This window comes from Methylobacterium gnaphalii (genome assembly GCF_007992215.1).
Classification (GTDB): Bacteria; Pseudomonadota; Alphaproteobacteria; order Rhizobiales; family Beijerinckiaceae; genus Methylobacterium; species Methylobacterium gnaphalii.
The window spans coordinates 1-5,981 of sequence record NZ_BJZV01000071.1 but is presented as its reverse complement, the minus strand read 5'-3'; the positions used below and the strand labels follow the sequence as shown (position 1 = coordinate 5,981).

The 5,981-nt window shown below is 63.5% G+C and carries 4 protein-coding genes; 2 read left to right on the top strand and 2 right to left on the bottom strand.

Features of this window, described 5'->3' with window-relative positions:
* A partial coding sequence (locus MGN01_RS22955) for a PAS domain-containing protein (protein ID WP_210246103.1) occupies positions 1 to 1,259 on the bottom strand: 1,259 nt, incomplete at its 3' end.
* 127 nt (positions 1,260 to 1,386) lie between these two features.
* Complete coding sequence (locus tag MGN01_RS22950; protein ID WP_170246135.1) at positions 1,387 to 2,589, bottom strand: PAS domain-containing protein; 1,203 nt, start codon at positions 2,587 to 2,589, stop codon at positions 1,387 to 1,389.
* Between the two features lie 418 nt (positions 2,590 to 3,007).
* On the opposite strand from MGN01_RS22950, the gene MGN01_RS22945 reads away from it, so the two are divergent.
* Both MGN01_RS22945 and mauJ read left to right on the top strand, forming a co-directional pair.
* The gene (locus tag MGN01_RS22945; RefSeq protein ID WP_147049112.1) at positions 3,008 to 4,984 is read left to right on the top strand and encodes an acyl CoA:acetate/3-ketoacid CoA transferase; all 1,977 of its coding nucleotides are present in this window, start codon (positions 3,008 to 3,010) and stop codon (positions 4,982 to 4,984) included.
* 144 nt (positions 4,985 to 5,128) lie between these two features.
* Positions 5,129 to 5,981: methylamine utilization protein MauJ (gene mauJ / locus MGN01_RS22940; RefSeq protein ID WP_210246102.1), on the top strand; the 853-nt coding region annotated here is incomplete at its 3' end.

Below are 5,981 nucleotides of genomic sequence, written 5' to 3'. Positions count from 1 at the left end.
AAAGCCGCCTCAGCGTTGCGCTGGTCGGTGATGTCGCGCCCGACGATGTAGAACAGCTCTCCCTCGGGAACCGCGCTCCACATCAGGGTGCGCTGGCTCCCGTCCTTGCATAGGATGTGGTCGACGAAGCCGTCGACCGTTTCGCCGAGAGACAACCGCCGGGTCACGTCGGCCGCCGCCGCATGGTCGCTCTTGTCGATCAGGTCGGCGAAGGGACGGCCGAGCAGCTCCGCATCGCTCCAGCCGAGCATCCGCGTCCAGGCCGGGTTGACCGCCTTGAGATAGCCGTCGAGGCCCGCCGTCCCCATCAGGTCGTTGGTCATCGCCCAGAGGCGGTTGCGCTCGCGGGTGCGCTCGTCGACCTGCCTCTCCAGGTCGAGGCGCGAGCGTGCCAGCACATCGCGGGCATCGACGATCTCTTGGATGTCGGTGCAGGTGCCGAACCAGCGGGTGATCCTGCCCTCCGCGTCGCGCACGGGCTGGGCCCGGCCCAGCACCCAGCGGTACGCGCCGGTGCGATGCCTCAGCCGGTATTCGATGCGGTAGGTTTCACCCGTCTCCAGGCTGTGCTGCCAGACGGCCCAGGCCCGCTCCTGGTCGTCGGGATGGAACATGCCGTTCCAGGCCGCGCCGTCGGTCGAGCCCGGTGGAACGCCGGTGAACTCGTACCAGCGGTCGTTGTAATAGTCGTGAAAGCCGTTCGGCAGCGTCGACCAGATCATCTGGTCGATCGAGTTGGTGATGCCGCGGAACTTGGCCTCGCTCTCGCGCAGGGCCTGCTGGGTCCGGACATGCGCCGTGACCTCGTGGCCCTGGTTCAGCACGCCGGCGACCGAGCCGTCCTCGGCGCGCAACGGCGTGAAGCTGTAGGTCCACCAGGTCTCCTCCACCCGGCCGCCGCGTTCCATCGGCAGCAACTGGTCGAAGGCGGAGAAGCCTTCCCCGGTGGCGATCACGCGCTGGAGCTGCGGCGCGACGATCGGCCAGATATCGCTCCAAACCATGGCCGCCGGGCGGCCCAGCGCGCCGGGATGGCGTTCGGCCGGGATCGGTGCCCAGGCGTCGTTGTAGAGCAGGCAGAGCTCCGGCCCCCAGTAGATCGCGGTGGGAAAGCTCGAATGCAGGCAGAGATCGAGGGCTGAGCGTAGGGCCGCGGGCCAGTCGTCGGGCCGCCCGAGTGGGGTGGCGGCCCAGTCGTGCGCGCGGATCAGCGCGCCCATAGCACCGCCGCCCCGAAGAAACGCTGGATCGTCGCTCACCCCTGCGCCGCTCGCAGAGTGACGGCTCCCACGGGCGCGACGGTCGCGCCTCCTCTATGGATGATCAAGCTTTGCACAGGGCCGGCATGACATAGCTCTGAAGGTGTGTCGATCCGAGCCGCATCGCTCATGGCGACACGGTTTCAGGAGCCGCCGGAAGCAGCAGGCGCACGCGGGATCCGTCCCCAGCCTGCGACGTGATGCGAACCGCGCCACCCAACCGCCTGATGAAGCCGTTGACGGTCGCGAGACCGAGGCCGTTGCCCAGGCCGTCGTCCTTCGTGGTGAAGAACGGCTCCATCGCACGCGCCAACACGTCCGGCCGCATGCCGTTGCCTGTGTCGGAAACGGAGATCTCGACATAGTCTCCGGCCGGGACACCCTCGATGAGGGCCGCCCGCCGGTCGCGGAGCCCGACATTCCTGGTCTCGATCGTGACCCGGCCGCCCTTCGGCGTGGCCTCGCGGGCGTTGATCAGGATGTTCAGCAGCGCGGTCTCGGCCTGCATCGGATCGAGATGCACCGGCCAGATGTCGCGTGCGGGCAGGAACAGGAAGGCAATGCCGTCGCCGAGCGTGCGGGCGATGATCGCGTCCAGGCTCTGGATCAGGGCGTTGAGATCGACGGCCAGCCCGTCCGTATCGTGCCGGCGGGAGAAGGCGAGAAGCTGGTGCGTGAGCCTCGCCGCCTTGTCGGTCGCCGTGCGGATCGCCTCGCCGGCACGGCCCAGGCGGGCGAGGTCCGGAGCGCCGCCCGCCACCTGCGATTGGACGACGTCGGCATAGCCGCTGATGACCTGCAGCAGATTGGTGAAGTCGTGCGCGAGGCTGCTGGTCAGCGGCCCGAGCGCCGCGATGGCCTGACGCTGCCGGAGCGCCTCCTCGGAGTGGCGCTGATGCGAGGCATCGAACTGCGAGGCGACGAAGTAGGCGAGCTCTCCCTGCGGGTCGTGGATCGGCGAGATCAGCATCGCATTCCAGAACGACGACCCGTCCCGCCGGTAATTGAGAAGCTCGACCGAAATCTCCCGGTGTTCCGCCAGGGCCTCGCGAATGTCGGACACCGCCTGCCGTCCCGTCCCTGGGCCCTGCAGGAAACGGCAGTTGCGCCCAACGATCTCATCGCGCGCATAGCCCGTCATCCGGGCAAAGGCGTCGTTGGCGAAGACGATCGGATTGTCCGGCCCGTGCGGGTCCGTGACGATCATCGGCATCTGCGTACGTTCGACGGCTGCGCCGAGCATGGCGGCGTTGCCATTGGCAAGCCCGGAGAGATCGGCCGCCATCGAGGCAGGGCGATGAGAGCGCCGTTCTCTCGATGACTTGGACATGATGCTCCTTGAGCCAGTCATCGCGTGGACGACAAGCTGCGAGCCAGAACACGGTAGGATGCGTCGGCAAAGTCGATGGCATGCATAAAGTTCCTGTGTCGTCAAGAACTTGGCCTTAAGAACATCCTCGAACTCGACGCCACGCCGCGGCCTCCCGCGAGTTTTTCTTGATCCGCCGCACAGTCTTTTTCAGGTCCAACCAGCGCATGATTGCGTTAAGCTCATGCTTTCCAGGCTTATGAGTGCGGCGCAGCAAAGATGCTGCGCTGCGCGACATGGATCTGGGCAATCTTGCCGCGGATCGAGATGGGCCAATCGCTCGTTTCGACTGAGGCGACGCAATCTCCGCCGCGACGGTGCTTGTGCAAGATCTTGCCGACGCCGTCGAAGAGCGGAACCTGGGAGGACGGCGCGGTCTATGAAGAAGAACAAGGTCATTTCGGCCCAGGAGGCGATCGCTCTCATCCGCGAGAACGACGTCGTGACCACGACCGGCTTCGTGCAGAGCTGTATCCCCGAGGCGCTGCACGCTGCGCTGGAGCAGCGCTACGTCGAGACCGGGAGCCCGCGCGGCCTCACCCTGATCATGACGGCCGGCGCCGGCGACTCGAAGGGGCTCGGCACCGGGCGCCTGCACCATGACGGACTGCTCGCCCGCGTCATCGCCGCGAATTTCGGCCGGATGCCGAAGGTCGCGCAGGCCGCCACGGAGAACCGCATCCGCGGCTACAACCTTCCCCAGGGGGTCATCTCGCAGCTCTACCGTGCCTGCGCCGCCGGCCAGCCCGGTCTGTTCTCGAAGGTCGGCCTGCACACCTATGTCGACCCACGCCATGGCGGGGCGAAGGTCAATGAGCTGACCCAGGACGACATCGTCAAGCTGGTCGAAGTCGATGGTGAGGAATGGCTGTTTTACACGGCCACCAAGATCGACGTCGCCTTCATCCGCGCCACCTCGGCCGACCCGTCGGGTAACCTCTCCTACGAGAAGGAGGCGCTGACGCTGGACTGCCTCGCCCAGGCCATGGCCGCGCGCAACAATGGCGGCATCGTCATCGCCCAGGTCGAGCGGATCGTCGATGACGGCTACCTGCTGCCGAAGGACGTGCGGGTGCCCGGCATCCTCGTCGACTGCGTCGTGGTGGCCGAGCCCGAGATGCACCGCATGAATTACGGCGTGATGCACGACGCGGCGCTCGCCGGCGAAATCCGCGTACCGGTCACCGGCATCAAGCGGATGGCGCTGAACGAGCGCAAGATCATCGCCCGCCGCGCCGCGTTCGAGCTGCCGCCGAACGGCGTGGTCAATCTCGGCGTCGGCGCTCCGGAAGGCATCTCCTCCGTCGCGAACGAAGAGAAGATCACGCCCTACATCACGCTGACCACCGAGGCCGGCGCCGTCGGCGGCGTTCTTGCCTCGGGGTCGAGCTTCGGCGCGGCGACGAATGCCGACTGCATCATCGACCAGAACCAGATGTTCGATTTCTACGACGGCGGCGGCCTCGACATGACCTGCCTCGGCATGGCCGAGTGCGACGAGGCCGGCAACGTCAACACCTCGAAATTCGCGGGCAAGCTCAATGGCTGCGGCGGTTTCATCAACATCAGCCAGAACGCGCGCAGCGTCGTCTTCGCCGGCACTTTCACCGCCGGTGGCCTCGAGATCGCGGTCGACGATGGGCGGGTGAAGATCGTCAAGGAGGGCAGGGCGCGCAAGTTCGTCAGCCAGGTCGCGCAGAACACCTTCAGTGGACCCTACGCGGTGCAGAAATCGCAGCCGGTGATCTACGTGACCGAGCGCTGCGTCTTCCAGCTTACCCCGGAAGGCCTGGAGCTGATCGAGGTGGCGCCGGGCATCGACATCGAGCGGGACATTCTCCCGCACATGGACTTCAAGCCGGTGATCCGGAACCCGGTGCCGATGGATCCGCGCATTTTCCGCGAAGAGCCGATGGACCTGGCCTCCGACCTGCTCAACCTCGATCTCAAGGATCGCGTCAGCTACGACCCGGATCGCAACCTGCTCTTCATCAACTTGGAGGGCTGGTACTGCCGCGTGAAGAGCGACATGGACGAGCTGCGCCTCACCATCGTCGAGGCCTGCCGCAAGGCCGGCCAGCGCGTGAACTCGGTGGTGAACCACGACGGGTTCAAGCTCAACGAGAACCTCTACGACGATTATGCCAGCATGATTCAGTATCTGCAGGCGAACTACTACGCGACCACCACCCGCTACGCGACGAGCGCCTTCCTCCGCCTGAAGATGGAGGAGGCGCTGAAGAAACGCGGCGTCGCTCCGCATGTCTTCGAGCGGAAGGAGGACGCGGATTCCTTTGTCGGAACGGTGGACAAGCGGGCGCGCAAGCAGATCTCGCCGGCCGTGGCGGCGGAGTAGGGACCTCCGCTATTGCGAGGCAGAGCCGAAGCAGTTCAGGACCAACAACCAGTTGAAGTTAAAAATGTGGTGGCCTGGATTGTTTTGCCTTTGTCTCGCGAAAGTAATATTTACTTGGCGTGTATGTAAGCGCTAAACATCGACATGCGTGACGAGAATGGAAAACCGCGGCCCGTCGAAATCCAGGGCCGCGAGGCTAAGTATGATCAAGCGCCCGATCTATTGCAAAGAGGGCACTGGGTTTGCCTAAATATTGAGCCGTCATGTTCATGGCCAGTATGGCCGCAATCGCTCGATTTTTTAGGCCATAAAATTTGGATCATCCCGCTGACTCTAGAAGATCATCCCGGTGTCGCAATCCGACGGCCGCCCGAGATGAAAACCGAAGAAGCAGAGAGATTATTGTATCGTTTTCTAAGTGTCCTGGCATGGCAAAACAATTGCGGCATCACAGTGGCTTATCGGTCGGGTGGTAGTTTGCCCTCAATGGTAGGTCTTAATAAAAAATATGGGTTCTCTCTCCGTAAACTATTTGATTTCACAGAAATATTATATCCTCAAGATGATGACGCGTTGATTGCACTCGCGCTGATGCGGGAAGCGAGAGGTCTAAATCATATCGCGTATGCTTTCTTGTCATTCTGGAGGGTGCTTGAGTTGGCTTTCCCAGAGGCTCGAGAACGAGTCACCTGGATGTCGAAAGTATTGCCGAAGTTATCCGGAAGCGATGTGCAAGCGGCTTTGAAAAGCATCGCTGATGCGGGCATCCAAGATGTCGGAAGGCATCTGTATGAATCCGGCCGATGCGCAATTGCGCATGCGACCGGCAAGCCAATAGTAAATCCAGACGACCCGCGCGATGCTGAACGCTTGTTCCTAGAGTTGCCGCTGGTTCGGGAAATGGCAGTGCGTGCCATCGAAGATCGCTTCGGCATCCTTACTCAATCTGCGGAGTTCGACCTTCATCTCTACGAGTTGCGTGGGTGGAAGAGAGTAC

Coding starts and splice junctions, on each gene's coding strand:
- MGN01_RS22950 (WP_170246135.1), bottom strand. CDS start 2,589: ATGTCCAAGTCATCGAGAGAACGGCGCTCTCATCGCCCTGCCTCGATG.
- MGN01_RS22945 (WP_147049112.1), top strand. CDS start 3,008: ATGAAGAAGAACAAGGTCATTTCGGCCCAGGAGGCGATCGCTCTCATC.